The following is a 25,812-nucleotide window of genomic DNA, read 5'->3' as shown; positions in this document are numbered from 1 at the left end:
TTTATGCTTTCCCTTTTGCTCTCTGTATTTGATGGATATAAGTATAATCCACTCGAATCCTGCGGGTATTTGGGATAAAAATCTGATCAATCACTTGAGAAAAATCTTCAAAAAGATAGTTTGCCAATGAGCCGGGGATCGGATTGATTTCATTGAGATACACCTCATCATCAATCACGAAAAAATCACAACGGATGATCGCACCCTCAAAGCACTGATGATACAGCTTTGCAAAATTTTCCTTAAGCTTGATTTGCAAATCTGTGCCAACACTTGCCTCAGCGACAGATTGAGTTCTTGAAAAATCCAAATACTTATCTTCAAATTTCAAAAACTCTTTTTTCTGTGGCTCCTCAATGACAGAAAACACAATCTCTCCATTTTTGTCTTTGAATCCAGCCAAATTATACTCACGCACTCCCGCCACAAAGGGCTCCACCAAAATACGATCATCATACTCAAAAGCACTATCTAGGTAATAATCCAACTCCTGTGCAGATCCCACCACCCCTACGCCAATAGAGCTACCAAGTCTCAATGGCTTAATAATTGCAGGATAATCTGCAAGTTCCTTGGGTGCATTGTTGCGATCATACACCTCAAAAGGCAAAACCTTGACCCCACGACTTTGGGCATAAACCTTGCTCAATGCCTTATCATAACTCAAAACACAAGCATCAGGGCGTGGAGCAATATAGGGGATGCGATAAAAATCAAGCAAACTTGAAAACACTCCATCCTCCCCATCTCCTCCGTGTATCAAACTCAACACACACTCAACTCCGAGCTTAGAATGCCCCATCAGCCCTTTGACATAGAAATCCATCGCACCCAAAACAAGTTGTTTGCATTTTTTGTATTCCCCTGATGAAAACAGCTTAGAAGACATTTTTGATTTGGGAATCCAATAAAACTGATGCTCCAAATCCAAAAAAATACAGAATTCAACTTGAGGCAAAATCTTGCAAACAGAAATCGCACTTACGATACTGATCTCATGCTCAAAACTGCATCCACCAAATGCAAGCCCTAGTCTCATCACTCCTCCTCCAAAACAAACATTTTTTGACCACTAGAGAGAGTTTGACCCACCTGCACGCACACTTCCTTGATGATACAATCCTTGGGACTGACAATCTCATTTTCCATTTTCATCGCTTCAATCACCGCCACCACTTCCCCACTAGCAACCCTTTGCCCCACATCAACCAAACATTTCACAACATTACCTGCCATAGGGGTATAAATCGCATTTTTTTGTTGTGCTTCTGTAGTGGTTTGAGCCTCTTGGATGACAGAAATATCTAGGCTTCTCTCCTTGCCATCAATGCTTACAAGTATATTTGCCCCTGATTCTTGATTGTGGATTGACACAATCTCAACCTTACGCTTTTTGCCATCACAAAGCACTTCAAAGCAATTTTGGATAGCTAGATTTTCCTGTGTTTCAAGATTTGGAGCTGACACCTCATTCTGTAAAAAACGCTTGGCTATATCACCAAAGAGTGCATACGAAATCACATCTGTTGCACTTCTAGCAAACTCTTGAGATTCTTGGCAGATTTGCTCAAGGCTTTTTTGTTCATTCTCCAACACATCGCTACTTTTTGCCGCTTCTTCAGAATGCACCCGTTGCACTAATTGCGAATCTATTTCTATCGGAGTGCGACCATAATGCCCCAAAATGAGATTTTTGGACTCCAAGCTCAAAGTCTTATAACGCTCACCTTGCAACACATTCAAAACTGCTTGAGTGCCAACGATTTGGCTAGTGGGTGTCACAAGTGGGATGTATCCAAAATCCCTCCTCACTTTGATAATCTCCTGTGCGACCTCTTCCATCCGATCTAGGGCATTTTGCTCTTTGAGCTGACTTGCAAGATTTGAAATCATACCGCCAGGAATCTGTGTCGCCAAAATCTCAGTATCAATCTGATTGAACTCTGATTCAAAAGCCTGATATTTTTTCCTCACTTCACGCAATATCTTACTTGCGACCTCCATTTTTTCAAGGCTCAGTCCGCTATCCCATTGCGTCCCTTGCAGTGTTGCCACCATCGCCTGTGTGCTAGAATGAGAGGTGCCACAGCTCAAAGCACTATTGCTCAAATCCACCACATCAGCACCTGCCTCAATCGCCTTGAGCAAACTTCCAAAAGCAAAGCCTGTCGTAAAATGAATATGCACACTCAATTCTACGCCCAACTCACCTTTGATCATCTTCACAAGCTCATAGGCATCATAGGGACGCAACAATCCTGCCATATCTTTGATTGCCAAACTCTGACACCCAACTGCGACCAACTCTCTAGCATACTTCAAAAAATCCTCAAGTTTATGTGCTGGTGAAGTGGTGTAGCAAATCGCCCCTTGAGGATGTTTGCCATTTTTCAAAACCGCTTCTACGCTTGTTTGGACATTACGCACATCATTGAGTGCATCAAAGATTCTGAAAATATCCACCCCGCCTTGTGCGCTAAGCTTGATAAACTCCTTGACAATCTCATCACTATAGTGTTTGTAGCCCACAAGATTTTGACCGCGTAGCAACATTTGCAATGGCGTTGTTTTGAAAATTTCTTTGAATACCTTTAGACGCTCAAATGGATCTTCATTGAGAAATCTCAAACACGCATCATAAGTCGCCCCGCCCCAAACTTCCACACTATGAAACCCAATCTCCTCAAAAATCCTAGCGACTTCGATCATATCTTGAGTTTGCACGCGTGTAGCCAACAACGACTGCACTCCATCACGCAGGGAATTTTCTGTAATTTTTATTTTTCTCATCATCTTGACCTTCATCCAATAGGGGCTAAACTTCTAAACAATAGCAATATTCTAGCAAAGCTCTAAGAAATTGCAAAGATCAAAGTAGTTTTTTTGCTACTTTCTTTGCTTCCCACACTTTGCAATCCGTATTCCTCTAGTGCTTCCTCTATACCATCAAGAGAAGCATTTTGAGCAATCACACGCAATACAAGACCGCGATAATACTTCGCATAATGGCTCACCTTTTTGCCATCTTTGAGAAACTCAAACTCAAAACAATGCTCCCCTACGCTATAGAGCTTTTTGTAAAACTCTGCACGCAAATCCACCACAAACTCCCCCTCAATCATTTCTCTATAGATCTCATATTGTTCTTGATAAAGATTTTTTGTGCCAAATCCGCCAAACCCAGTCCCCTGCTTCAATTTGTAAAAAGGCAACAAACTATCTGCCCCAACAACGCCAAAAAGATTGGAAAAAATCAACACGCTCTCACTGACAAAATGCCTCTGCTCTGAAGTCAAACTCCCATAATCCAACGCATCATAAGCCACCCCATCATAAAGCTCTATCGCTCTTTGCAGACTAGGTTTTTGCATTTTTTCCAAAAACTCCAATATTTCTTTTTCCTTGCTAAATCCAGTGATTCTGGAAAGCTCCTCTAGAGTCGCCTTGCCCACAAAGTCTGCATACGCATCATAAATCCTTTGATGTCTCTCTAGCATCCCTTCACTTTTAGATGATTTTATATACCTTTTACCCTCGCTTGGAGAAAACAAAATCTTCATCACAACACCTCAAAAAATCATTTTTAAATATTTTATCAATAACTCTCATTATACTTCTAGCAATCACTTTACCTCCAAGGAGACTTATGTTTAATATCGTTTTGGTTGAACCTAGAATCCCACAAAACACAGGCAATATCGGAAGGCTATGTTTGGCAGGGTGGGCGAGATTGCACCTCATCCACCCATTAGGCTTTCTGCTTTCCCAAAAACATCTCAAGCGTGCAGGAATGGATTATTGGGACGCACTAGAAAAGTATGAATGGGATCATTTGGAGCATTTTTGGCAACATTATCCACCCAATGAAGAGCATTTCTTCCTTTCGACAAAAGGCAAACGCAATTATTTTGAAGCAAACCTCAAAGATGAATGCTTTTTGTATTTTGGTCGCGAAGATGCGGGGTTGAGAGAGGACATTTTGCACACACACTCAAGCCAAACACTCACACTTCCAATGCGACAAGGACGCAGTATCAATCTCGCCACTTGTGTGGGAGCGGTGCTTTATGAGGCGATACGCCAAAATGCTAGTTCTTTGCTTGAGTGATTAGTGTGCATATTCCACACATCGACTCTCTCGTATCACATTTATTTTGATTTCACCCGGATAGGCAAACCCCTCCTCAATCTCTTTGGCGATCTCTCGTGCAAGCACACTGCTTTGCTCATCATTTCTAAGCTCCGCATCAACAATCACACGCACTTCACGCCCTGCACTGATGACATAGGCTTGTTTCACCCCGGGCTTAGCCAATGCCAAAGCCTCCATTTCACTTGATCGTTGCAAAAAATTCTCAAGTGCTTCACGCCTTGCCCCAGGACGCGCTGCTGACAAAACATCTGCCGCACACACTGCCGCCGCCTCGATACTTCGTGCCTCCTCACATCCGTGATGAGCTTTGATCGCATTTAGCACAACAGGATCTTCTTGATATTGCACACAAACCTCATACCCCAAATCAATATGATTGCCCCCAACCTCTTGTGTCAAGCTTTTGCCAATATCGTGCAAAATCCCTGCGCGTTTTGCCAACTTCACATCCCCACCAAGCTCTCCTGCAATCACTCCTGCCAAATTTGCCACTTCGATTGAATGCCCCAAAGCGTTTTGCCCAAAACTAGCACGATATTTCATCTTGCCAAGCAGTTTCTTGAGCTCAGGGTGCATATACCCCAGCCCTAGATTCAGCACTGCCTCTTCGCCATCGTGCAAAATCTGCTCTTCCATCTCTTCGCACACACGCGTATAGACTTCCTCGATTCTTGAGGGCTGTATCCTCCCATCTTCGATCAAAGCCTCCACCATTTTGGTCGCAATGGCACGACGATAGAGATTGAAACTGCTCAAAACAATCACTGATGGGGTGTCATCAATGATCACATCAACCCCTGTGATTTTTTCAATCGCCTTGATATTACGCCCCTCTTTGCCAATAATCCTGCCTTTGAGTTCATCATCTGGCAACTGAATCACATTGATCAGACGCTCTGTGGCAAACTCTCCTGCATACCGCGTTGTCGCTTGAGCAATAATATAGTTTGCCCTCTTCCTCGCCTCTTCTTTTGCCTCATTTTCATAGCGTCTGATGATCTTCCCCCTCTCATCAATCATCTCTTGCTCAAGAATCTTGAGGAGTTGCTTTTTGGCTTCCTCGATACTCATTCCCAAATAATGACTGAGCACCCCCCTCACTTCATCAAGCTCTTTGTGGTATTGGGCAATCAGTCTATTTTTTTGCTCCTCTAGCTCAACAACTGCCTTTTCTCTCTCTTGGAGCATTGCCTCCCTGCGTCCCACTTCTAGACTCTTCTCTTCTAGCTCCGCCTCTCTTGCCTGTATCTGTGCTTCAAGCTTTATGTATTTGCTAGAGCGTCCGTCTTCTTTGCTCACCCCATAGGTGCCATCGCCTCTCTCAATCCATCTACGCAATAGCATTGCAAGTTCTTGACGCAGCAAAAACACTACAATGCTACAAAGAGCCGATAATCCTAAAACAATGAGGCTTATCCACACCAAAGCCATTTTTTCTCCTTTTTATCACGACTTGTGGAGTGCAGATCAAATCTGCCACAATATCCCAACTCTCTGTTATATTTTCATACGCCATACAAAGACGCTTTTGGACAAAGATCACATAAGGTCGCCCAGAAAATTGCTCAAAAAATCTATCATAATACCCCTTGCCATATCCGATCCTTCTCATTTGGCAATCAGTCGCTACAATAGGCACAACCGCACATTGCAACGGGCTTTTGTAAAGAGAAGAAGTCTTGGGTTCCAACACTCCAAAACTCCCCTCAACCAAAGGAAGACGATAAGGAACAATCTGCATTGCCTCGCCTCGCACCAACGGGACAAATACCCTGATACCCAACGCACGCAACTCTGTGATCAAAGGTCGGAGATTCACTTCTATACTCAAAGCACAATACAACAAAACACATTTTGCTTTAAGTCTCAAAATCTCCTTCCGTAGCTGATTCAAAATCACTTGATTCTGATATCTGCCTCTAGTTTTTTTCAAAATCTCTTTGGCTTGTTTCCTGATGTTTTCTTTTTTTATTGTCATTTTGTTTCTTAATTTGATTGAATTTAATCAACCATTTAATTCTACAAAATTTACTACAAATATTTTTGAAATTGTCCATCAAATCTATCAAACTTCCAAACTCCAAAATTCTCAACTCCACCTTTCTAGCACAAAACAGCATTTGCGTTCAATCCAAATTTTGACTCAAAAACTTTGTGAGGAATTTTAGATGATCTTAGGTCGCAATGATTCAAGAATGTAAAAGGAGTATTACTCAATGTTATTTAGACTTGTTTTGTTCAAGGTTATTTAGCAATGTGCCAAATCAAAACAAGCATTTCTGCTTATTTACTTGGCTCAAATGCTTATATTTTTGTAGGCTCAACACGCTACTTCTGTGCTGATACAATGCAAAGCCCCACCACTTTTGATGATTTCACAACTCACAATGGGGATAATGTCTTTATCTGCAAAAATTTTCTCAAATTGCTCTTGTATCACTTTGTCTTCAGCAATCCCATAAACAGGGAGCAAAATCAAATTATTGATTGCAACAAAATTCACATAAGCTCCCCATTTATATTTTTCCCAAAATGTTTTAGGATAATGCAAAAATGTACTTTGGATTCCCTCTAATGCATTTTGTAACTTTGATTGAAAAGCTGTATTTTCAAGCGTAAAATCATTGACAAGCAAGTGATTTGGCTCTATCCACCTTGCCATGCCATCACTATGCCCATAACGATCATAAGGCACTTTTGGGAGGAAAATCACTTCTTCTATTTGCATAATTTCTTTGATTTTTGCAACAATCTGATTTTTAGAGAGAGGGCGATTTTCACTCAAAATCTTTTCACACATCAACACTCTTTTGCCACAATGCACAAAATTTCCACCATCTAAGATTAAATCTAGATGATTAGGTAATTTCTCTCTTTGGGTGCGTAATTCTGGATATTTGGCAAGATAGTTTGGCTCATATCGATATGAAACAAATGTGCCACTCTCCAATTTGATTGGCATAAAATCACGCACCCAAATATCTTTGCAATCATCAATCAAAGCAAAATCTACCTTGCATTCTCGCAACACTCCGTCCAATCTGCTCCAAAACTTAGGGTGTTTTTGGGGCAAAAGATTTGCAAAAGCAAGCATTATCTCACCCCTAAAACTTCATTCCTGCTTGTTCTAATTTTTCTCTCCAATCCTTCGCCTTGTTTTTTGTCTTACTAGTGCAACGCGCTGATGGAGATGTCAAATGAATAAGCTTCACTCCTTTTTGTGCTTCCATCAACCCATCTTTTACATCTCTCTCCTTACAATAAAAAGCATTATTGCTCACATAGTCAATGTCTTTGCTATTGGCTTTTTTCTCTTTTCGCTCTCGCAATTCTTTAAGATAGTCTTGATTGATTTGCAAGTATTCTTTTTTGGCAATCTTCATTGCCCATTCGCTAGTAAAAAAGATTGCCTTGGTATTTTTGTTTTTGTTTAAATAATGAAGTAGATCAACAATTTCAATTGGGGAAATATCTGCATCTGTTGATAAGTCACGATAACGATTAATCTTTTAAAACAAATCTACAAAAGCCATTCCTCTTTGACGCATAAACTCCTGTCTTTTTTCTTTGGTATCCAAAATATCATCACAAGAAAAAACCTGCTGAATCAAACCATCTTTCCCACCTTGACCCCAAAACGAATTGTCTTTGCTACCATAAAACCATTCTACTTCTAGATTTGTTCCTACAACAGGAAATGTTCCCACAATCAAATATTGCGTATCTGGATCAAGAATCGCACTTTCATCATTGTAAGAGTGAGACTCCACTTTATAAAATTTTCCATTTTCGTTGCTAACTACTTTCATATATAACCTCCTTAAATTAAATTGAGTTTAACGAATTAAACGAATAAACTTTACAAAACAAAAACTGAATCGAAGTTTAATTCCAAAAATATCAAAATAATTAAAAACTTCAAGAACTTTTAAGTTAGAGGATAGAATAAGCGTATGTTTCATTCTTGTAATTTCCGATCGACACAAAAAATACAAAGAAACGACAGGAGGTATCCTCCTATTTGGTATGCCAAAAAGAGAAAAGTTTATACTCAAGTAGCTACCAATTGCAAAGCAAAGACTTTGAACCCCATAACAATGGAATCTAGCAAACTTCAAAAAGCATAATTTGTTCAGATTCTTGACCGATGATGCTTTGATAGATTGGGAGCAAAAGAGAATCAAAATATCAATAAAATAGAAATTGTTGCCTATCGGTATCCATCTTACTTTGGCAATTACCCTGTATGAGCATTTTGTTAGACTATTGCCTTACCAAGACATCCATTTGCCTTGACATTTTGGCAAAGCAGGTTTTGTGACTTTATTGATTGAGATCATCGAGATTTGCCTATCTCAATCTATTTTCTCATAACCACCTTAAACCCCCAACAGAAAGGACGGAGATTCATCAACATATCAAAGCCAAAAGAGGGGCAAGACTACAATCTCTTATCATCCACCCCACAAAACCACTACTCTACAAAAACCCCATAATTCATCAGTTTTTCATAACGCTTACTCAAAAAATCTTTTTGCGATTGGACTTGTGCGATCGCTTGGAGAATATATTCTTTGAGAGCTAGAGCCGATTCTTCTTTGTGGCGATGAGCCCCTGCAATCGGTTCATTCACAATATCATCAATCAACCCCAATTCTTTGAGATCAGGAGCCGTGATTTTCATCGCTTTCATCGCTGATTCTATTTTGCTAGGATCATTCCATAAAATCGCAGCACAACCCTCAGGGGAAATCACACTAAAAACAGAATAACTCATCATTGCCAATCTATCTGCGACAGCAATCGCAAGTGCTCCTCCACTACCCCCCTCACCAATAATGACAGAAATTGTCGGAACTTTCAAATCGGCAAATTCCTGCAAATTTCTCGCAATGGCTTCGCTTTGCCCTCTTTTCTCAGCACCGATCCCGGGATATGCACCGGCAGTATCTACCAACATCACAATAGGAATGCCAAATTTTTCTGCAAGTTTTCCTGCACGCAAAGCCTTGCGATAGCCTTCGGGGTTGGGCATACCAAAATTCCTAGCAAGTTTATTTTTGGTGCCACGCCCTTTTTCTTCTCCGATGATCATCACTCTCTGATCATCAATATAACCCAAAAAGCACACGATCGCCTTGTCATCGGCATAATGACGATCCCCACTAATTTCGTATCTATGATTCAAAATCAATTCAATATAATCCATTGCATAGGGACGATCAGGATGTCTTGCGATTTGCATTTTTTGATAATCGCTCATAGAGCTATAGAGTTTTTGCGTTTCCTTTTCTAATGTCTGTTGCAAAATCTCTTGAGCGTGTAAATCCCCCTTAAGTTTAGCAGTCTCTATTTCTTCTTGAATGTTTTTGATCCCCTGCTCAAAATCTAAAAAAACTGCCATTACAAAATCCTAGAATTTTTTGAACACAACAACGCCATTGGTCCCACCAAAACCAAAAGAATTGCTCATCGCTGTTTCAATCTTGATCTCACGCGCAACATTTGGAATATAATCCAAATCACACTCTGGGTCAGGTGTTTCATAGTTAATCGTTGGAGGAACGATTCCTTTTTGCATCGCCATAATCGAAATCACAGCCTCAATCGCTCCAGCAGCTCCCAAACAATGCCCGATTTGTCCTTTGGTAGAACTCACCATCGGAACACTATCTTTGCCACCAAACACATCTTTTAACGCCATTGTTTCATATAAATCATTATAGTAAGTGCTTGTTCCGTGTGCATTGACATAATCGATCTGAACTTTTGCCATATCAAGTGCAGAACGCATAGCACGATATGCACCTGCACCCTGTGGAGCAGGAGTTGTGATGTGGTTTGCATCTCCACTCTCACCAAACCCTACCAATTCTGCATAAATTTTCGCACCTCTTTTCTTCGCACTCTCATACTCTTCAAGGATCAAAGCTCCGGCACCCTCACCCATCACGAAGCCACCACGATCTTTGTCAAATGGACGACTTGCCTTTTGTGGCTCGTCATTGCGATCGCAAAGTGCTTTCATTGCTGCAAACCCACCAATCCCTACAGGACAGATAGAAGATTCTGCACCTACCACAAGCATCGCATCAGCACCTCCAAGCATAATGGTTTTGGCTGCCTCAATAATCGCGTGTGTTCCTGCAGCACAGGCTGTCACACTTGAAACATTTGGACCCCTCAACCCAAACTCAATACTTGTGAATCCACCAAGCATATTCACCAAAGAAGAAGGGATAAAAAATGGACTGATTCTTCTCGGACCTCTTTGCTCACACACAACAGAATTGCTTTCGATATTGCCAAGCCCACCAATTCCGGCTGCTGAGCTAACTCCAAAGCGATATGAAAACTCCTCTTCGCATTGCTTCGCCCCACCTAATATGCCACTATCCAAGATCGCTTCTTTGGAAGCCTTAAGTGCGATTTGGATAAATCGAGCTGCTTTTTTGACCTCTTTTGGTTCAAGCACCTCTTCAGGATTAAAATCAAGAATTTCACCTGCGATTTGCACAGGAAAGCCTTCTACATCAAAACTACTAATTCTTTTAATTCCACACTGACCGGCAACTATGGCATTAAAAGAACTTTCTTTATCCAATCCCAATGCATTTATCATCCCCAAGCCACTTACAACAACACGACGCATCAATACTCCTTAGATTCCCTCAAAAGAGGGATGACTATTTTTGTTCCTCGATATATTTTACAACATCTCCAACGGTAGACATTTTTTCAGCCACTTCATCAGGAATCTCAACTTTAAGTTTTTCTTCCAATGCCAAAGTCAATTCCACAAAATCAAGAGAATCAGTATTGAGATCTTCAATAAATCTTGATTCCATTTTTACTTCATCAGCACTTACGCCAAGCTCTTCTACGATGATTGCTTTTACCTCATCAAATACAGCCATTTTAACTCCTTGTTTTTACTCTTTTAAATTTAAGGCAAATAATTTTAACAGAAATATTTCAAACTTCTCAGTTTTTTACATATAAAGACCGCCATTCACCTTCAAAACTTCACCTGTGATATAAGAAGACGAATCACTCAGCAAAAACGCAACACTCTGAGCAATCTCTTTGGCATGACCAAAACGCCCTAGTGGAATATTTTGGATGTAATACTCTTTGATTTCATCTTTTAGCACTTCAGTCATATCTGTCTGGATGAACCCCGGAGTCACGCAGTTAAAACGCACATTGCGACTTGCACCCTCATAGGCGAAACTTTTGCTCATCGCAATCATTCCACCTTTGCTTGCTGCATAGTTTGTCTGTCCGGCATTGCCCCTCTCACCTACGATCGATGCGATATTGACCACGCTTCCCATTCTTTGTTTGCTCATCACTTTGAGCGCTTCACGACAACCGATAAAACACGACTTGAGATTGGCATCAATCACATTGACAAAATCTTCTGTTTTCATCCTGAGTGCCAACTTGTCATTGGTAACCCCTGCATTATTGACAAGATAAGCAAGCTCACCATCGCTCTCCACAATCAAAGCAATCGCCTCAACAAACGCAGCTTCATCAGTAGCATCAAAGCAAATAGTTGCTGCCTTGCCACCTTCTGATTCGATTTCTTGCTTCAAGGCGTCTGCGAGTTCTGGACGACTACGATAGTTGATCCAAACTTTCAAACCATACTCTGCCAATACTTTGGCAATCTCTGCACCAATGCTTTTACTCGCACCAGTAATCAATACATTTTTGCCACTAAATTTCATCGCGATCTCCTTAAATTGATTTAAAACCTCATAATCATAACTTGTTTTTGGAGGTTTTGTGAGAGATGTTTGATGCTTTGGGGATTTTCCCCAATACCCATCATTCAAAGGCACATATTGATTGGGCAAAGGTTTGTGATAAATGTGGTATCAAGCACACCCTACCCATTCTGCTCAAAATCGCATTATCTATTAGTCTTTTTGGCTAAAAGTTCTTGAATGTGTTTCCACATTCAATCCTTTTGATAATTTTTATCAGTATTTTTGAAATCCGTGCCGATGAAATTGCGATTGAGCTCTTTGCAACATTCTAGCACGCTGAAACTACCCGCTGCAGGATCAAGCACGATATCCCCTACTTTCGTGCAAGATTCAATCAAGGCTTTTTGTAGATTCTTAGGCTTACTATGAGGATGCAAAGCCAACTCTTCTTGAGTGAGTTTCTCACTCCAAACATCACGAATATTATGCAAACTCCAAGTTTCTTTTGCCTTGATAGGCTTTTTTTGCAAAATCAGCAAATATTCACATTGCCTTCTTGTGCGATAACCCATTCCCATTTTTCCCTTATCCCAAGTGATGAGATCTACACTCTGAAAAGTCGTATCTGCAAACCATCCCCCCACCCCCTCACAAAGATGAAATTTGTCTATCCAAAGCATCAAATAAGCACTTGGTTTGAGGACACGATGCAATTCTCTCACAAAACGCACAATCACCTCTTCACTCATTTGCGTCAAGACACTGCGACCCTTTTGTCTCTCCCCCTCATTGCCATACCGCATCTTATCAAGCACCCCTCTGTATTGAGGATCAAAAAATGCAAGATGGATGCTCTCATCTTTGATTTGCTCCATCAATGCCAATCCGCAAATAGCAAACTGACTATTTAATAAATTTTGCAAACAACCTCCTAATCGCTAGAGCGTACCATTCAATGCTTTTGACTATATTTAAAGCTTTAGTTTTGTTATTATACTTAAACAAACAAAGGCGAATTTATGTATAAAAGCCTTATCCACATAGATTTTAGGAATCCTAATGGAAGCATTGATGACTGATTTTGATGTATATACACTTTTATTTCTCTTTTTTGCAGCATTTGTAGCAGGCTTTATTGACTCTATTGCTGGAGGTGGTGGAATGATAACGATTCCTACACTTTTGCTTGCAGGAATGCCTCCACTTCAAGCCTTAGCAACCAATAAACTCCAAAGCTCTTTTGGAAGTTTTTCTGCAACCTTACAATTCTACAAAAAAGGCTATATCCACTTAAAATCTAATGCTTCTTTTGCAATCATCGCCTTTGTCTTTTCTGCGATAGGCACACTTAGTGTGCAGTTTATCCAATTAGAACTTCTCTCCAAGATTTTGCCCTTTCTTGTGCTTATTTTTGGATTGTATTTTTTATTTTCCCCCAATATTGAGGAAATGGAAAAAACAAAAAAATTAAATAGGGCATATCTAAGTCTTGCAATTGCGACTATTGGCTTTTATGATGGTTTTTTTGGACCTGGCACAGGTTCGTTTTTTGTACTTGCATTGATTATCATTGGAGGTTTTGGTGTGATACAGAGTTTAGGACAGGCAAAACTTTATAATTTCTCAACAAATCTTGCTTCTTTAATCTTTTTTGCTATCAATGGGCATATTCTATGGAGTATAGGTTTGCTTATGGCTCTTGGGCAATTTATCGGTGCAAATCTTGGCTCAAAAATGGCTATTCGCTATGGAATCCGTATTATAAAACCCCTTGTTGTTGGAATTTCTTTTCTAATGGCAGCCAAATTGCTCTATGAGCAATTTTGAGATAATGCGAGGCATGAAATTCATTTTATTCTAAATTAAAAACCAAATGTTGATAAATATTTTTTAAGAATCTCTCCTTTAAATAAAAGGCTTAATGGTAGGTTTTGTTCTTCCACGATAGTTTTTAATCGCTCACATATTTGTTGATAAAACTCCTCTTCTCTATCTACATAATTTTTTTCTTGTTTTTCAAGCAAGGCATAACAATATAAAATATAGTAAGTTGCATACTTTAAAAAAGGAAGTTCTTTTTCTAATTCGAGTTTTTTCTTTTCAACAAGCAAATAAAGTTTGTATTTTTTTAAAATATCTTTAGCATCAGTATGATCATTGAAAATTTTTTCATATTCCGATCCAAATATTAAGCTTTTCTTATTTTTTGCTTTAGCAGGTTCTCCTAAATAGGCATATAGAATCTGTCCTATTTTCTCGCTATCCAATCTTTTGTCCTTTACCTTCTCTTTGTATTGATTTTTCTTCCTTTCATAAAAATATCCCTCCGCCTCAAATTGTTTTTCAAGTTTGATTTGAATATCATCCAAAGATCTAATATCTCGGCTTTTAACTGGATTTTGACTATTTGTAAATCTTGCAATTTTAGCCTTCAAATCTGCCTTATTGGTTTGATAAATTCTGCATAACAAAGAAATATTTTCTACATTCTCACTCTCTTTCCAAGCTTCTTTAAGTGCGTGAATTGTTTGCCCGCCATTGACAACTTGAATATTTTTTAAAGTAATTAAAACATCTTTTTGACCTTGATAATCTATACTATCACAAGTAATCGTTAAGCCATTGTTATAAAAGAAAAAATTTGCAGACTCATCTACATCAATAGCGGTATTCTTTATTTCTTTATTAATGCTAGTAGCCTGTCGCAGATAAATCCTTACATTATCATCAAAGGCTCTCTCATCAATCTTGGCATTACGAATATCTATAACTTCTGCCCCTACATTTTCCCTCAATACCTCATCATCACTAACAATTCTAATCGCATCTTTTGCATAAATTTCAAAAACAAGAGCACGATTCCCTCCCTCGCTTTTTTCAAAAAAATTCTTAGATATACTTTTAACCCTTGCATTAATCTCTGAACGATCATTTATTATTTCATGGACTATATCCTTTACTAGTAAAAGCTTAATAGCTACATCATCATATATACCCATATTTTTTAAATTTTCTCGAAAATTTTTCTCTTGAGCTTCTTGGAATCCTTGAAAGCCATTTCTGACAAAATAAAGTTCAAACTTGAATCTAACTCCTTGATCTTGGAAAGAAAAAATCTCTTCACATTTATCTTTTAGTGATTGATTGATTTCTAATGTTTCAGTACTTCTGTTTAGCAAGTTGTACAGAAAATTAAGAGTTTTAGTTAATTCTCCTGAGGGAAAATGATTATCTGCATTTTTAATTTCTTCACAATATTTAAAATTTAATAATTTGACACTTTTTTCTTCCTCGTTGATAATTAATGCATCAATTCCACAATCATCTTTAGAATCCCTACTTCTTTTCTTTAAATAACTTGTATCAACTAATGCCTCATCAATCTCATCTTCTTGCAAATGAAAAATAGTGTCTAAAATCATCCAAGAAAAACCTAAAGATTTTTCTTTAAAACCATATTTTTCCCCATAATCTTGAATAGTCTTCTCAACACTAAACCCAATAGTGCGAAAATCTTGATAATTAACCACAAGAATCCTCCAACAATTTAATATATTTAAGAAATCCAACCAAATAGAAATTTAAAGCAACTTAAAATCTCTTAGTTTCCTCACAAACTCATCTTTTCTTTTCTCTAGCTCTTCTTTGCGTTTGATAGACATTTCAATAAACTCTGTTTCTTTTTCAATGCCTACAAATTTTCTACCCAAAAGATTAGATGCAATGCCTGTTGTGCTTGATCCACTAAAGGGATCGCAAATAAGAGAATCTTTATTGCTTGCCATCAAAATAAGACGTACCAAAAGTGCGAGGGGCTTTTGTGTGGGGTGTTTGCCATTTGTTTTCTCCCAAGGTGCGATTGCTGGAAAACTCCAAACATCACGCATTTGTTTATTATCATTGATTTTTTTGAGTATTTCATAATTGAAAATATGCTTATGTTTAGGGCTTTTTCTTGCCCAAATGATTTGCTCTGTAGAGTGTGTAAGATATCTACAACTAAAATTTGGTGGGGGATTGGTTTTTTGCCAAGTGATGATATTCAAAATCTTAAAATCAAGTTTTTGCAAAGCTCTACCAAGTGAAAAAATATTATGATAAGTCCCACTAATCATAATACTTCCATTCTCTCTCAAGGCTTTTTTGGCATTTGCAATCCACTGCATATTAAAAGCATCAATATCTTCAATATCTTCTCCCCTATCCCACTCTCCCTTATTGACACTCACAACCTTACCACTTTGAATACTTAATCCATCATTGGATAAAAAGTAAGGGGGATCAGCAAAGATTAAATCAAATTTTTTTTCAAACTTTGGCAAAAGCACATTGCAATCGTTTTGATAGAGAAAAAAAAGCAAGTCTTGACTTTGATAAACAAGGTTAGAATGTCTATTTTCTGTCATTGTATTTCTTTGATGAAATTATCAAGATTACTTAAGTTATAAATTTTGATATTTTTATAGGCTTCTGATAACTTACTTTTTGCTTCTAGCCAACCTTTGCCATCGGTTATCCAAACAAATTCTTGTTTCTCTAGTCCATCAAACTTCAATGCTATTTCTTGATAAGATCTTGCTGTTTCATTAAGTTTGCTTCCACCACCCGAATAAAAATTGCATTCCATAAAATAAGTTTTGTCACAAGTAAAAATTACAAAATCAAATCGTTTTATATCATCGCCAAATAATCTATGCAAAATGGGAAATTCTTTGATCCCTGCTTGCTCTTTGAACTTTAGCTGTGCTTTTTGAAATATCTTTCTCAAATAAGCTTCCATTATTTTACCACCACGATTCTTGCGTGCGTTACTATCAAGCCCCACTTCTATACCAAAAACAAAATCATTAAGATCTTTAATTGTGTGATCGCTAAAAATCTTTAAGAGTCCTGTCTCTACAATAAAATTATAGATTTGAGTAGAATCTTGAAAATAATCTGTAATAATGTGTATGAAATCAAAGTGGGGGGTTGGGGGGTGTTAGGTGCGATGTGTGCGTGGTTTGAGGGTGGTTTTTTTAAAATCAAAGTGAGGGTAAAAATTAGGAATTTTTAGGACATTTTTTGAACGATTTTTGACAATCTTTAGAACATCATTGCGACACATCAGAAAATAATCATCATACAATCCCCTAAAATGCGTAATTTGAGCCATTTGACACTTAAAAAATGGGTTTGTGTGGGGATTTGGCTACAAAAGAATATTCAAAAAGCCTTTAAAGCCCTTTTAAACGGAGTTTAAAGGGTTAGATGATACATCTTAAAACCTTGCCAATGACAATGAACTCGATCTGGGATTCTGAGATGGAGTAGCTTTTGTAGTCCTTGTTTGCAGAGATGATGTCCAAAATATTGCGTGCTGGGTCAAGTTGGAGGAGCTTTACCATCAATTGATTGGCGTAGTTGATGATATAGAGCCCATCTCCTTTGAACTCCCTGCTTTCCTCAAAGATTACCCAACTATCAGGATAGAGCATGGGAATCATTGAGTAGCCCTCTACTTTGATGGCTTTGAGCTTGTGCTGGGGAATGGATTTGAAAAAGGCTTTGTCGATGGTGAGTGTTTCTCCACTCTCATAGCAGCATAGATCTAGGAGTTCGTTTCCTCCTCCTGCTTGGGCGTGGAGGGTGAGCTTGGGGATATTGTAGTAGGAGTTTGGATCGCTGGAGGGACTAACGCACTCACTTACGCACTCATTTTGAGGGACTAACGAACTAGTTTTTGTCTGACTAACGAACTCATCATCCAAAAAATAAGACATTGGGATTTGAAAAATTTGCGATATTTTCTGCAGATACTCAAAACGCGGTGATTGTTCTCCATATTCATATTTTTGAAAAGTTCCATAGGAAATACCTGTCATTTCAGCAAACTCTTTTTGAGAGAGATGGCTTTTCTCACGAATTGCAAAGATTTTTTTATTTAGCATCATTGCCAACTTGTAGAGCAAGAATGTATGAACGCCCCTTTTTTTCTCTCTTGATTTCCTTTTTAAAATCAGCATAATATAAAACATACTGAATATCTTTTTTTGAATAATCTCTCAAGAATGAATAAATTTCAGTTTGCAAAATGCCAGATTTGCTCTTTAAGATTATCCTAGTTTCATCAAGTATAAAATGATAAATTGGATCATAGTCAGAAAAATCAGCAATGATTTTAATAATGCAGTCTGCCTTGTATTGAGCAATCTCATCATTAGAAAGAAGTGTTGCGGACTCAAGAAAATTTTTTCTAGCCGAAGAATAATCATTGCCCATCCAGCAAGCATAAGCGTTTTTTAAAGAATCTATAGCTAATAGTTCTCGCTCATTTTCTGGATAAAAATTTACTGGATGTTCTTTTATAAAAGCTTCTACAAACTCTTTGTTGGGATATTTTGCTTGTATAGCCTCTTGTTCCCGTTGTTTGTTTTCCTGTGCATATTGAGACAAGGTTGAAAAAATAAAATACAGAAACACTATACAAAATAAGACAATCAACAAAATTGATACACCATCCATCATTAATACTCCAAATACACATTTTTTTATGTATAATTCTATCCACTAAGATAGAATTCTATCAGAAAGGAGCAAAGACTATGCCAAAGCGTAAGAAAAAAACTCTTGCAGAACAGATGAGAGATAAGGGGATAGTGCTCTCTGTGTGGGCTAAGGCTAAAGGAATGAGCCAAAAAGATATCAGGCTTCTGTGGCAGATTTCTCAGGGAAAAGTCAAAGGCACTAGAGGAAGAGCTAAAGAGATAGCAAATGAGCTAGAAAAAGATGGAATCAAGGTAGGATAGGCGGAATAATGGCTTGGGTGAGTAGTAGGGAATTTGCAATTAAAAAATCGCTTACCTTAAGAAATTTGCAAAAAAAGATTAATGGATCAAAAAAATTTTTGCTTCTTGATACATATTTTTTTATGTATTACTACACCCAAGGCATTGGGCGTGGTGGCAGGGTCCTTAGAATCTGGGATGAGCCATTCTCTAGTGAAGAGGAAGCCCAAAGCTTCTATGAAAGAGAGGTGCTGGGTGGGGCATTGGAGATGGGTGGAAGGAATGAATATCATTTGAGTGGCTCTGCTAACAATGGAGGTCTTTTGAGTGGTGGGGGTGGCTCTGCTGGTGGCTCTGTTGGGGCTGGTTTGGGTGGGGGTGGCTCTGCTGGGGGTTCTGCTCTTTTGAGTGGTGGCTCTGCTCTTTTGGGTGTGGAGGGGATCAAGCCTAGTGTCTATGATCGCTCTTATCTGCTCGCTTTGGAGAAACAAAGGGTGGTGCAAGAATGGAATAGAGCCAAAAAAGAGAAAATGAGGGCAAAAGATTTCATCTATGCTCTCAATGCCAAAGGGGAATATAGCTTTGAGCTAAGTGAAAACAAGCTTTTTGCTTGGCTAAGGGCTTATAAACAAGGAGGGGTGGAGGCTCTAAGAGATACAAGGGGGAAAAACCGCAATGGGGAGAATAAAATCAAGGAGCTAGAGTGTGAGGAGCTAGTGGTCTCCCTCATCAAAGCAAGTAAGGGGGGAGTGAATCTCAATAGTATGCACAGGGCATTGCATATCTTGCTACACAGAGAGGGGAAGTTTGATTTTGAGGTGTTTAACTCTAGGAGGGGGGAGGCTGTGAGCTATAGCGTGTTGCGACGCTTCGTGCAGGAATGGCTAAGAAAGCATCCAATGAGCAAAAAACTCATCGAAAAAGGAAGTGATAGCGTGGTCTCAAGTTTCGCTCCTGCTGTGGGTGAGGCTAGAAGGGGCATCACTCTCAATGAAATCGTAGAGATTGATGGGAGCAGTCTAGATCTCATCATCGATGCAAGAGAGTATGCAGAAATGCTGGGGGTGAGTGTGGAGGGAGAGTGGCAGAAGAGATTCACTCTCATCCAACTTATCGATACTTACTCTAAAGTGAGGAGTTTTTTCATCTGTGAGAGTGAGAATAAGCTAGGGGTGGCAAGAGCTATCGCAAAATATATCAGCAAGTTTGGCAAACCCAAAATCATCCGTGGGGATAATGGGAGGGCGTTTGTGAGTCAAGATGTGCAGGCGTGTCTAGAAAATCTGGGGATAGAATATGAGAGAACTCCTGCTTATAGTGGGTGGTGCAAGCCTTTTGTGGAAAAGAGCTTTGGGACATTGCAAAACCATCTAATGGAATGGATGAAGGGGTATATCGGGCATTCTGTCAGTCAGAGGCAGGCGATCGAGTTTTTCTTTGATCGTAAGGAGAGGAGGCTAAAGAGGGGGCATAAGACACATCTAGAAAATCTGCATTTGCTTAGTGAGCTTAATGTGATTTTGGATGATTATGTCGAGGCGGTGCTGCTCAACTCTTATGATGAGGCTCTGGGGGTGTCTCCAAGAGAGGCATTTGAAAGCAAAAGGAATGAAGCTAGGGCAATCCACGAATACGAGCTCTCTGCCAAACTCTTGCCTGCGATGAAAAGAAGTGTGGGCAAAGAGGGAGTGAGCGTGGGTGGGTATAAGTGGGTGCATCCTAAGATGTTTGAGCATTCCTCTATCTATATCACACAGAATATCAACAATCTATATCAGAGTTTTGTGTTTGATTTGGAGATGAATTTTTTGGGGGAGGCGGTCATCAAAGATGGGAATGATCCATTGGTGGCAGAAATGGCACAGAGTGCCAAAAGAGAACATCAGAAACGCTTGAGGGCAATCAAGAAGGGAGTGGAGGCTTCACGCAAGGAGGTGGAGGAAGGATTTTTGGAGGGTGTGAGGAAAATCAAGGAGGGGGCTACAAGAATAGAACCCCCCAAACTCAAGCCCCTCAACTCTGTAATGGAGAGAGAAGTCAAGCTCAAGGAAGCAAGTGAGGGGGGAGAACTTGAGAAATACACTCTTTCAAAAAACCTCCAAAAGAGCAAAAAAGACTATAGCTGGGAGGCTTGTGTTCTCAATAAGGCTTAAAGCTTTGGGTTAGGTTTCCCACCAAAAAATCAAGTTCTTTGAAAATGCAATGTTAATGCTCCAAGTGAGCCCACCACCTTCACCACCTTCACCACAACCCATAAAATAGGGAGGTTTGATGTGGTGGTCTCATTTGGGGTTTTAACCTCATAAAAAACAAAAGGAGAAGGAATGGAAGCGATAGAACTATCTCAAGTGAGAGCCGACTTAGAAGCTTTTATGAGCAGAGAAAATGTGTCTCAAGCCTCTTTAAGTCGTGCTCTGGGTGTCAGTGCAAGTGCGATTTCACTTTTTGTGAAAGACAAATACACTGGAAAAAGTGAGGAGCTTGCAGAAAAAATCAAGCTCTACATTGCCAATTTTAGCAAAAGAGAGCAAAAGGTGGAAACAAAGCTCTATGAGAGCAAGGATAAAAGAATGAGTGATTTTGTGATTTCTGAGGCGATTGAGAATAGAGAGATCGCCATCATCACAGGAGAAGCTGGGAGTGGGAAAAGCAGTATCGCCAAAGAGTGGAGCAAAAGCCACCCCAATGTCGTGCTCATCGAAGCCACACTGCATACTACTGCAAGTGTGTTGCTCAAAGAGCTATGCGTCAGATTTGGAGTTAATGGAGGCTCTAATCTGCACGAGAGTGTTAGCAATATCGCTAAATACCTAAAGAGTGCTGATGTGGTGCTGATGATTGATGAGGCGGAGCATCTGCCCCTAAGAGCATTGGAAGATCTACGCAGGATTTGGGATTTTAGCGGTGTGCCTTTGGTGCTGTTTGGGACTGAGATCTTAGTAAGGAATCTAGTGGGAAAAAATGGAGAGTTGCGTCAGCTCTATAGTCGGATCGGAGGAAAATACAAGATGAAGGGGCTAGATAAGAAGGAATGCAAAGAGGTGTTCTGTGAGGAAATCTATCCCTACACTCTGGGGAATTTCAGAGCAAGCTCCAAACTCTACAAAAGAGCTAGGAGACTAGCAGAGCTTCATAGTGAGCCACTGAGTGAAGAAATCATCAAGAATGCTGTGAATATGGTGATTTTATGATTGGGGTGGTGAGAGTGCGTGGAAAGGCTGGAGTTTTGGTGCTCAAAAAAACTCTGATTGCTGGGGAGAGAGATTTTGGAATTTGTCAAGAGTGAAGCAAAATCTCATCGGCTTGGGAGTGTTGAGAATGCTACAAAGCTAGTGGAAGAGGCTCAAAAAAGGGGGATTATCGCGTATTTGGAGGAAAAAATATGAAAAGACTGATTGAATGGCTATTTGGGAGAGGCAAGGTGGAGATCATCAGGGGGAGAAAGGCTGGGTATAGCTCTAGGTATTTTGAGGTGCAGGGGGAGTTTATCGCGATCAAGTCTGGGGAAAATAAGGGGTTTGTGGTGGATATCGTGGAAGGTCGCTAGAGACTACAAAAAAGGGGGCAGTAGTCTTTGTGGGGTTTTCCCAAAAAAACAAAAAGGAGGATCAATGGAAGAACCTAAGTTGATTTGCTATGTGGCAAGTCCGGTGAAAAATATCCTAGAGCTAGAAAACTACACGCCCAAAGCTTGGCAAAGAGTGATGGATATGGCAGAGAGTGGGTGCAGAGAGGTGAAAGAGAGGGGCTATATCCCCCTTTCTCCTGTGCTGCTTTTTGCAAAAGTGTATTGCGAGGAGAAGCAGAGAGAGGAAGCACTCAAAGATGGGTTGGCACTTCTTGCTAAGTGTCATTGCTTCTATGAAGTCAAGAGTGCTTATAAGAGTGAGGGGGTGGCAAAAGAAAGAGAAGTGGCGATTGATTTGGGGCTTGCCCTACTAAACTAAAGGAGCGAAAATGGAAATCAAAAATTATGAAGATGTGGACAAGGCACTTAGAAGAATCTGTGAGTGCGAGGTGGAGATCGGAAGGATTGAAGGAGAGGTGACACTCAAAGTCAATGAGATCAAAGAGGCTTATAAGAATGATGTGGGCAAGCTAGAGAATGAGAGAAACTATCTCAAGCAGTGCATTGAGGGCTTTTGCAATGAGCATAAGGCAGATTTTGTGGATAAGAGAAGCAAGGAGCTAGTGTATGGAAGCATCGGCTATCGCGTCAGTAAGAGTGTGAGCCTGCCAAGAGTGAAAGCAAAGGTGGAAGCTTTGATTAGCACCATCAAGAAGTTTGGGCTCAAAGAGTGTATCCTCTATGAAGAGAAGCCCAATAAGGAGGCTTTGAGTGAGCTTGATGAGGCGAGCTTGGTCAAGCTTGGACTCAAAAGAGAGGTGAAAGATAACTTTCGGATTGAGCCAAAGATTGAGAGCTTGTCATTGGAGGGGTAACCCTCTAATGAGGCTAGTTTAAAGGGCATTAAAATGCCTTTTAAAGTGGGTTTGGGAAGTCAAAAAAGAAGGAAAGGAAATGTGGGAGAAGTTTGAAAAAATCAAAGCGTTAAGGAGTTTGTGGCTAGATGTGGTCAAACTTCCAATAGTGGGGATCAATCTAGAAAATGATATTTTACGCATCACACTATCGCACCCCGCTCATCTGCAAGAATGGAGAATGAAGGAGGAGGTGTTTTTGGAGGAGCTAAGGAGGGAGTATAAAAAAAGGGGGCTCAAAAAGGTCGCGGTGTTCAAAAAAATCGTGTGCAAGGTGAATGGGGGAGTGGAGACAAAGAAAGAGGAAAAAGAGGAGGATCTAAGCTATGAGGAAAGAGCTAGGGGGGAGTTTGTCAATCATTGCACAAATGAGAGGCTTGCTGGAATGTTTGAAAAAATCAGAGAAATCATAAGGAGTAGGAATGACAGAGAAACAAAGGCAATATCGTAATGCACTTTTGAGAAAAATCCACACCCACCCAAAATACAAAGAAATCAAGGGTGCTCAAGCTTGGGGGGATTATCTATATGTGAGGTTTGGGGTGAGTAGCTCTAAGGAGCTTGGAATAGAGGAACTCCTCTCTTTGATTGATAGTCTAAATGGATATGAGAATGGGAGGGGCAAAGATATCAGAGGGAGAGTGATGCTTTTTGGCTCTAGACAAGATCAAAAGATCGCTTTGTTGCTTGAGGATTTGGGAATGAGGGGAATGATTGGTGAGTTTATCTATCGCCAAACTAAGAAAAGAACGCTAGAGGAATGCAGCACAAAAGAAAAGACAAAGATCATCATCGGACTAGAAAAAATCAAAAGGGAGAGACAATGAGAGGCGTGCTCAAAGAGATCTGTGAGAGTTATAAAGAGGGAATGAGTTGGGAGAAAATCTGCAAGAAATATGGAGGGGTGAATATCTATGTGCCCAAAGTGATCCCAAGTGTGAGGGAGCAAATCTTGGAGGAGTATAATGGGTATAATAAGGTTTTTTTGGCTCACAAATACAATCTGAGTGTGAGGAGTGTGGAGAAGATTGTGAGGGAGTGGAATAGGAATAGTCTATCTTGATGTATTTTTGACATTTTTTGGGGTTTTTTATAAAATCCTGCACCCAAACTATAAAGAAGGAAAAAAATGAAAACTTTGATTTATGGAACGCTCATCACATCAGGATTGTTGTTTATTGGATGTTCGCAAGTCACTTCACCGGCTATTGGTTCATTTTATACAGGAACAAAATCCGCCATTATGGCTACTGGGGAAACGATTGATGAGAGCAAAAAGAAAGTGGGCGAGGCTGAATGTATAGTCATTCTTGGTTTTGCAACAGGGGATTGTAGTATTGAGACTGCAGCAAAGAGTGCAGGGATCAAAAAGGTTCATTATGTGGATGGAGAGTCTTTGAATGTGCTTGGGATTTTTGGAAAGTACAAAGTGATCGTCACTGGGGAGTGATTAAAATCCAAAATGCTTCTTGATTGCCTGCTTGATACTTCTCTTTAGATCCCCTGGGATTTTGCCTTTGTGGGTGGGGAGATAGGCTCTAGGGGGGATAAAAGCCTTTCCCCCTTTGCCTGCGTGCCCTCCAAACTGATGAATGGGAGCATAGCTTAGGTTGCTTCCAATGCTCACTTTATCCACTCTATTGTTTCTAGCTATGATACTAGCTTTCAGCACTCCTGTGTCTTGTAGGATTTTTTGCTTGAGTGGTTTTTTCTTTTTGGTGGGAGCCCAAGGATTGCCAAAGGGATCTCTCTCTTTTTCAAAGGAATCCATAGTTTTTTGGTAAAGGGCGTCTTGGGTGTGGTAGAGAATGGGGGTGAGGTCTTGGGCTTTTTTGCTTAGATCTTGCAAAAAGGCAGAGAGAGAGTTTAAATCTTTCATATCATTTTCCACAAAAGCAGTTTTGATGGTCTAGTGCAATATCTGGCGTTTGGAATTCTTTGGCATATTGGAATTCTTTGGCAAATTCTTTGGCATACTCAAGAAGGCTTTTTGGCTTAAAGGTTTGGTTGATACAATTGAGCTCTTTTGCCCTTTTTTCCATATCAAGTGCGATTTGATAAAGCTCTGGATAATATTTCCAAAGGGTAAAAAGGCTTTTTTTGCTTTGTTTGGGGCAGAAAAAGCACCCTGTTCTTTGGAAGTGGTTGTAGAGTGGGTTGAAAAGTTGGCGTTTTTTCAAAAAAACATCTATCTCTTTTTCATTCCATTTCCATTGGTGGAGGGGGTAGATAGAGATGCCATAGTCTAGGTTTGAGACTCTGCCCTTCTCCACTTCATCGTAAGTGTAGCCTATAAGAATGTTGTTTTTGAATTTTTGGGGAGATTGGGAGAGGATAAACTCTTTGCTGGGTTTTGCTTTGGTTTCTCTGGTGCAAAAAGAAGGTCCTAGCATTTTTGGCAATCCCCTCAACTTCCCTTTGTGCTCTCCTCTTGTGATGGGGTAAGCGAAGCTCCAATGCTCAATCTCTTTGGTTTTGTCAATCTTTGTGATTTGTTTGTTGAATTCTTTCTGCAAGTATGAATCTAGCTTTTGGATATAGTCGTGCATTTGAGGGAACTCATAACCTGTATCACAAAAGAGTATAAAATCAAGAGGTTTTCCTAACTCTAGCCATCTGATAACCATTGCAGTGCTATCACGCCCCCCACTCAAATTTGCAAAAAACATATTTACCTTTCTCTAATAAAATT

Annotated in this window: 33 protein-coding genes; 12 read left to right on the top strand and 21 right to left on the bottom strand. The window is 39.8% G+C overall.

The annotated features are described in order from the left end of the window. Position 1: 1 nt before the first annotated feature. The 3 genes from BBW65_RS07225 to yaaA all read right to left on the bottom strand — a co-directional run bounded on the left by BBW65_RS07225 (position 2) and on the right by yaaA (position 3,560). Entirely contained in the window at positions 2–1,039 is a 1,038-nt protein-coding gene (locus tag BBW65_RS07225; protein ID WP_066341498.1) for a D-alanine--D-alanine ligase, read from the bottom strand. Next, complete coding sequence (locus BBW65_RS07220) at positions 1,039–2,790, bottom strand: pyruvate carboxylase subunit B (RefSeq protein WP_066341496.1); 1,752 nt, start codon at positions 2,788–2,790, stop codon at positions 1,039–1,041. The genes BBW65_RS07225 and BBW65_RS07220 overlap by 1 nt, the downstream gene beginning before the upstream one ends. A 62-nt stretch (positions 2,791–2,852) precedes the next feature. Next, on the bottom strand, positions 2,853–3,560 hold the full coding sequence (yaaA, locus tag BBW65_RS07215) for a peroxide stress protein YaaA (protein WP_066341495.1): 708 nt from the start codon (positions 3,558–3,560) through the stop codon (positions 2,853–2,855). A gap of 86 nt (positions 3,561–3,646) precedes the next feature. Between yaaA and BBW65_RS07210 the strand changes: the two genes are divergently transcribed. Then, positions 3,647–4,108, top strand: a complete 462-nt coding sequence (locus BBW65_RS07210) for a tRNA (cytidine(34)-2'-O)-methyltransferase (RefSeq protein ID WP_066341493.1) — start codon at positions 3,647–3,649, stop codon at positions 4,106–4,108. Here the strand turns inward: BBW65_RS07210 and rny are convergent, their stop codons facing one another. The 10 genes from rny to BBW65_RS07155 form a co-directional block, all read right to left on the bottom strand. Then, on the bottom strand, positions 4,109–5,584 hold the full coding sequence (gene rny / locus BBW65_RS07205) for a ribonuclease Y (RefSeq protein WP_066341491.1): 1,476 nt from the start codon (positions 5,582–5,584) through the stop codon (positions 4,109–4,111). Beyond that, positions 5,532–6,131 (bottom strand): 5-formyltetrahydrofolate cyclo-ligase, encoded by a 600-nt coding sequence (locus tag BBW65_RS07200; RefSeq protein ID WP_066341488.1) that lies wholly within the window; start codon positions 6,129–6,131, stop codon positions 5,532–5,534. Before BBW65_RS07200 ends, rny begins: the two co-directional genes overlap by 53 nt. Before the next feature lie 342 nt (positions 6,132–6,473). Next, the gene (locus tag BBW65_RS07190) at positions 6,474–7,247 is read right to left on the bottom strand and encodes an agmatine deiminase family protein (RefSeq protein ID WP_066341484.1); all 774 of its coding nucleotides are present in this window, start codon (positions 7,245–7,247) and stop codon (positions 6,474–6,476) included. Positions 7,248–7,257: 10 nt separating this feature from the next. After that, positions 7,258–7,536 carry a hypothetical protein gene (locus BBW65_RS07185; protein WP_066341482.1) on the bottom strand — a complete coding sequence of 93 codons (279 nt, stop codon included), beginning with the start codon at positions 7,534–7,536 and terminating at the stop codon, positions 7,258–7,260. A gap of 126 nt (positions 7,537–7,662) precedes the next feature. Next, a complete protein-coding gene (locus BBW65_RS07180; protein ID WP_066341478.1) occupies positions 7,663–7,962 on the bottom strand; it encodes a uracil-DNA glycosylase family protein in 300 nt (99 codons plus the stop codon). 665 nt (positions 7,963–8,627) lie between these two features. Then, positions 8,628–9,557, bottom strand: a complete 930-nt coding sequence (gene accA, locus BBW65_RS07175; protein ID WP_066341474.1) for an acetyl-CoA carboxylase carboxyl transferase subunit alpha — start codon at positions 9,555–9,557, stop codon at positions 8,628–8,630. 9 nt (positions 9,558–9,566) lie between these two features. Then, the gene (locus tag BBW65_RS07170) at positions 9,567–10,805 is read right to left on the bottom strand and encodes a beta-ketoacyl-ACP synthase II (RefSeq protein ID WP_066341472.1); all 1,239 of its coding nucleotides are present in this window, start codon (positions 10,803–10,805) and stop codon (positions 9,567–9,569) included. Positions 10,806–10,839: 34 nt separating this feature from the next. After that, positions 10,840–11,070: an acyl carrier protein gene (acpP, locus tag BBW65_RS07165; RefSeq protein ID WP_066341470.1), complete on the bottom strand. Its 231-nt coding sequence runs from the start codon at positions 11,068–11,070 to the stop codon at positions 10,840–10,842. Between the two features lie 75 nt (positions 11,071–11,145). Then, complete coding sequence (fabG, locus tag BBW65_RS07160; RefSeq protein ID WP_066341468.1) at positions 11,146–11,889, bottom strand: 3-oxoacyl-ACP reductase FabG; 744 nt, start codon at positions 11,887–11,889, stop codon at positions 11,146–11,148. 233 nt (positions 11,890–12,122) lie between these two features. Next, a complete protein-coding gene (locus BBW65_RS07155) occupies positions 12,123–12,746 on the bottom strand; it encodes a DNA-methyltransferase (RefSeq protein ID WP_083986204.1) in 624 nt (207 codons plus the stop codon). A 184-nt stretch (positions 12,747–12,930) separates the two neighbouring features. Here BBW65_RS07155 and BBW65_RS07150 point away from each other — a divergent pair, with 184 nt between their 5' ends. After that, positions 12,931–13,698: a TSUP family transporter gene (locus BBW65_RS07150; protein WP_083986143.1), complete on the top strand. Its 768-nt coding sequence runs from the start codon at positions 12,931–12,933 to the stop codon at positions 13,696–13,698. Positions 13,699–13,733: 35 nt separating this feature from the next. Here the strand turns inward: BBW65_RS07150 and BBW65_RS07145 are convergent, their stop codons facing one another. The 6 genes from BBW65_RS07145 to BBW65_RS07125 form a co-directional block, all read right to left on the bottom strand. Then, positions 13,734–15,401, bottom strand: a complete 1,668-nt coding sequence (locus BBW65_RS07145; RefSeq protein ID WP_066341465.1) for an AIPR family protein — start codon at positions 15,399–15,401, stop codon at positions 13,734–13,736. Between the two features lie 51 nt (positions 15,402–15,452). Then, positions 15,453–16,277: a DNA-methyltransferase gene (locus tag BBW65_RS07140; protein ID WP_066341464.1), complete on the bottom strand. Its 825-nt coding sequence runs from the start codon at positions 16,275–16,277 to the stop codon at positions 15,453–15,455. Further along, entirely contained in the window at positions 16,274–16,825 is a 552-nt protein-coding gene (locus BBW65_RS07135) for a DpnII family type II restriction endonuclease (RefSeq protein ID WP_083986141.1), read from the bottom strand. Before BBW65_RS07135 ends, BBW65_RS07140 begins: the two co-directional genes overlap by 4 nt. 27 nt (positions 16,826–16,852) lie before the next feature. Further along, positions 16,853–17,026: a hypothetical protein gene (locus BBW65_RS07930; protein WP_199919423.1), complete on the bottom strand. Its 174-nt coding sequence runs from the start codon at positions 17,024–17,026 to the stop codon at positions 16,853–16,855. Between the two features lie 91 nt (positions 17,027–17,117). Continuing rightward, positions 17,118–17,801 carry an XRE family transcriptional regulator gene (locus BBW65_RS07810; RefSeq protein ID WP_233702026.1) on the bottom strand — a complete coding sequence of 228 codons (684 nt, stop codon included), beginning with the start codon at positions 17,799–17,801 and terminating at the stop codon, positions 17,118–17,120. Then, positions 17,791–18,378 carry a hypothetical protein gene (locus tag BBW65_RS07125; protein WP_066341462.1) on the bottom strand — a complete coding sequence of 196 codons (588 nt, stop codon included), beginning with the start codon at positions 18,376–18,378 and terminating at the stop codon, positions 17,791–17,793. The genes BBW65_RS07810 and BBW65_RS07125 overlap by 11 nt, the downstream gene beginning before the upstream one ends. A 77-nt stretch (positions 18,379–18,455) precedes the next feature. On the opposite strand from BBW65_RS07125, the gene BBW65_RS07120 reads away from it, so the two are divergent. From BBW65_RS07120 to BBW65_RS07080, 10 genes are all read left to right on the top strand, one after another. Next, positions 18,456–18,659 (top strand): helix-turn-helix domain-containing protein, encoded by a 204-nt coding sequence (locus BBW65_RS07120; RefSeq protein ID WP_066341456.1) that lies wholly within the window; start codon positions 18,456–18,458, stop codon positions 18,657–18,659. Positions 18,660–18,667: 8 nt separating this feature from the next. Continuing rightward, positions 18,668–20,791: a DDE-type integrase/transposase/recombinase gene (locus BBW65_RS07115; protein ID WP_066341455.1), complete on the top strand. Its 2,124-nt coding sequence runs from the start codon at positions 18,668–18,670 to the stop codon at positions 20,789–20,791. A 171-nt stretch (positions 20,792–20,962) separates the two neighbouring features. Further along, positions 20,963–21,829 (top strand): AAA family ATPase, encoded by an 867-nt coding sequence (locus tag BBW65_RS07110; RefSeq protein ID WP_066340866.1) that lies wholly within the window; start codon positions 20,963–20,965, stop codon positions 21,827–21,829. Positions 21,830–22,020: 191 nt separating this feature from the next. Further along, entirely contained in the window at positions 22,021–22,185 is a 165-nt protein-coding gene (locus tag BBW65_RS07925) for a hypothetical protein (RefSeq protein ID WP_199919393.1), read from the top strand. A 64-nt stretch (positions 22,186–22,249) separates the two neighbouring features. Then, positions 22,250–22,585 carry a DUF7768 domain-containing protein gene (locus tag BBW65_RS07105; protein WP_066340865.1) on the top strand — a complete coding sequence of 112 codons (336 nt, stop codon included), beginning with the start codon at positions 22,250–22,252 and terminating at the stop codon, positions 22,583–22,585. 10 nt (positions 22,586–22,595) lie between these two features. Next, entirely contained in the window at positions 22,596–23,081 is a 486-nt protein-coding gene (locus BBW65_RS07100; protein WP_066340862.1) for a host-nuclease inhibitor Gam family protein, read from the top strand. Positions 23,082–23,160: 79 nt separating this feature from the next. After that, positions 23,161–23,571 carry a hypothetical protein gene (locus BBW65_RS07095; protein ID WP_066340861.1) on the top strand — a complete coding sequence of 137 codons (411 nt, stop codon included), beginning with the start codon at positions 23,161–23,163 and terminating at the stop codon, positions 23,569–23,571. Further along, positions 23,543–23,947: a phage protein GemA/Gp16 family protein gene (locus BBW65_RS07090; protein ID WP_066340858.1), complete on the top strand. Its 405-nt coding sequence runs from the start codon at positions 23,543–23,545 to the stop codon at positions 23,945–23,947. The genes BBW65_RS07095 and BBW65_RS07090 overlap by 29 nt, the downstream gene beginning before the upstream one ends. After that, on the top strand, positions 23,944–24,183 hold the full coding sequence (locus tag BBW65_RS07085) for a Mor transcription activator family protein (protein ID WP_066340857.1): 240 nt from the start codon (positions 23,944–23,946) through the stop codon (positions 24,181–24,183). Before BBW65_RS07090 ends, BBW65_RS07085 begins: the two co-directional genes overlap by 4 nt. 66 nt (positions 24,184–24,249) lie before the next feature. After that, positions 24,250–24,570 carry a TRL domain-containing protein gene (locus tag BBW65_RS07080; RefSeq protein ID WP_066340856.1) on the top strand — a complete coding sequence of 107 codons (321 nt, stop codon included), beginning with the start codon at positions 24,250–24,252 and terminating at the stop codon, positions 24,568–24,570. On the opposite strand, the gene BBW65_RS07075 is transcribed toward BBW65_RS07080, so the two are convergent. Next, positions 24,571–24,999: a phage virion morphogenesis protein gene (locus BBW65_RS07075; protein WP_066340855.1), complete on the bottom strand. Its 429-nt coding sequence runs from the start codon at positions 24,997–24,999 to the stop codon at positions 24,571–24,573. It abuts the gene before it with no gap. A gap of 1 nt (position 25,000) precedes the next feature. Further along, a complete protein-coding gene (locus BBW65_RS07070; RefSeq protein ID WP_066340854.1) occupies positions 25,001–25,789 on the bottom strand; it encodes a phosphoadenosine phosphosulfate reductase domain-containing protein in 789 nt (262 codons plus the stop codon). Between the last annotated feature and the right edge of the window lie 23 nt (positions 25,790–25,812).

The organism is Helicobacter enhydrae (assembly GCF_001693335.1).
In the GTDB taxonomy this organism is placed as follows: domain Bacteria; phylum Campylobacterota; class Campylobacteria; order Campylobacterales; family Helicobacteraceae; genus Helicobacter_G; species Helicobacter_G enhydrae.
This window is presented reverse-complemented; position numbering and strand designations above follow the sequence as displayed.